A 1,080-nucleotide genomic window follows, 5' to 3' on the forward strand; every position below is an offset into this window, starting at 1 on the left:
TCCCCGGCGCCGCCGTGCCGCGCGTCTGGCGCCGCGTCGAGGCCGAGGAAGACCTGGACGCCCGCGCCTCGCGCGAAGAAATCATCGCCCGCACCACGGGACTGCGGCCGACCCAGCAGCATGTGGAAGATACCTATGGTGGCCAGTGGGAGCGCCCGCAGGCTGCCGTTCACGGGCCGGCGGGGCTGGCCTTTGCCGAAGCCAAGGCGCGGCGCGACGGGCTGGACGATCTGACCGACCAGCTGGAGCAGATCGCCGAACCGGCCATGTCTGAGATGATCGGCCAGATCGAGGCGCTGTTGGGCGAGGTCGGGTCGCTGGAAGAGCTGCACGGGCGCCTGCTGGCCCTCTATCCCCGGCTCGATGCCGGCAGCCTTGCCGGGTTGCTCGGCGAGGCCCTGGCGCTGGCCGACCTGCAAGGCCGGGCGGAGATCCTGGATGCCTGAAGCCCGCCTGAAGGACCAGCCCTATCGCGAAGCCATCGACTTCATGCGCCAGAAGGTCCGGCTGCCGACCAGGGCCTGGTCCGACCTGCGCGAGGGCCAACATGCCCGCGCCTTCGTGGTGGCCGGGGCGATGAAGGCCGAGCTGATCGAGGACTTCCACAAGGCGGTCAGCAAGGCTCTGGAGCAGGGCACCACGCTGGCCGAATTCCGCGCGGATTTCGACCGCATCGTCGCCGCCCATGGCTGGTCCTACAAGGGCGGCCGAGGCTGGCGCACGCGCGTGATCTACAACACCAATCTGCGCACCGCCCATGCCGCCGGCCGCTGGGCGCAGATCAACCGGCAGGTCGAGATCCAGCGCCGGCGCGGCCGCCAGGTCTATCTCCGCTATGTCGCTGTGATGGACAGCCGGACTAGGCCGCAGCACAAGGCCTGGCATGGCATCATCCTGCCCGCCGACCATCCCTTCTGGCGCACGCATTATCCGCCCAATGGATGGTTCTGCCGCTGCACGGTGCAGATCCTGACCGACCTCGACCTGGCGCGCTACGGCTATGCAGTGACTCCTGATGAGGCCTTGCCTGAGATCCATATGGAAGCACGGGCCGTCAGGACCGCCGACGGCCGGGAAATC

The 1,080-nt window shown here is 68.7% G+C and carries 2 protein-coding genes; both read left to right on the forward strand.

Going from position 1 to position 1,080, the window contains the following annotated elements; translation table 11 throughout:
- Positions 1 to 446: DUF935 family protein (locus tag EPD66_RS23810; protein WP_142851044.1), on the forward strand; the 446-nt coding region annotated here is incomplete at its 5' end.
- Positions 439 to 1,080, forward strand: a 642-nt coding sequence (locus EPD66_RS23815) for a phage minor head protein (protein ID WP_185961607.1), incomplete at its 3' end; no start/stop codon positions are given. The genes EPD66_RS23810 and EPD66_RS23815, both read left to right, overlap by 8 nt.

Origin of the sequence: Telmatospirillum sp. J64-1, from assembly GCF_006980715.1 — a bacterium.
GTDB classification, from domain to species: Bacteria; Pseudomonadota; Alphaproteobacteria; order Rhodospirillales; family Magnetospirillaceae; genus Oleiliquidispirillum; species Oleiliquidispirillum nitrogeniifigens.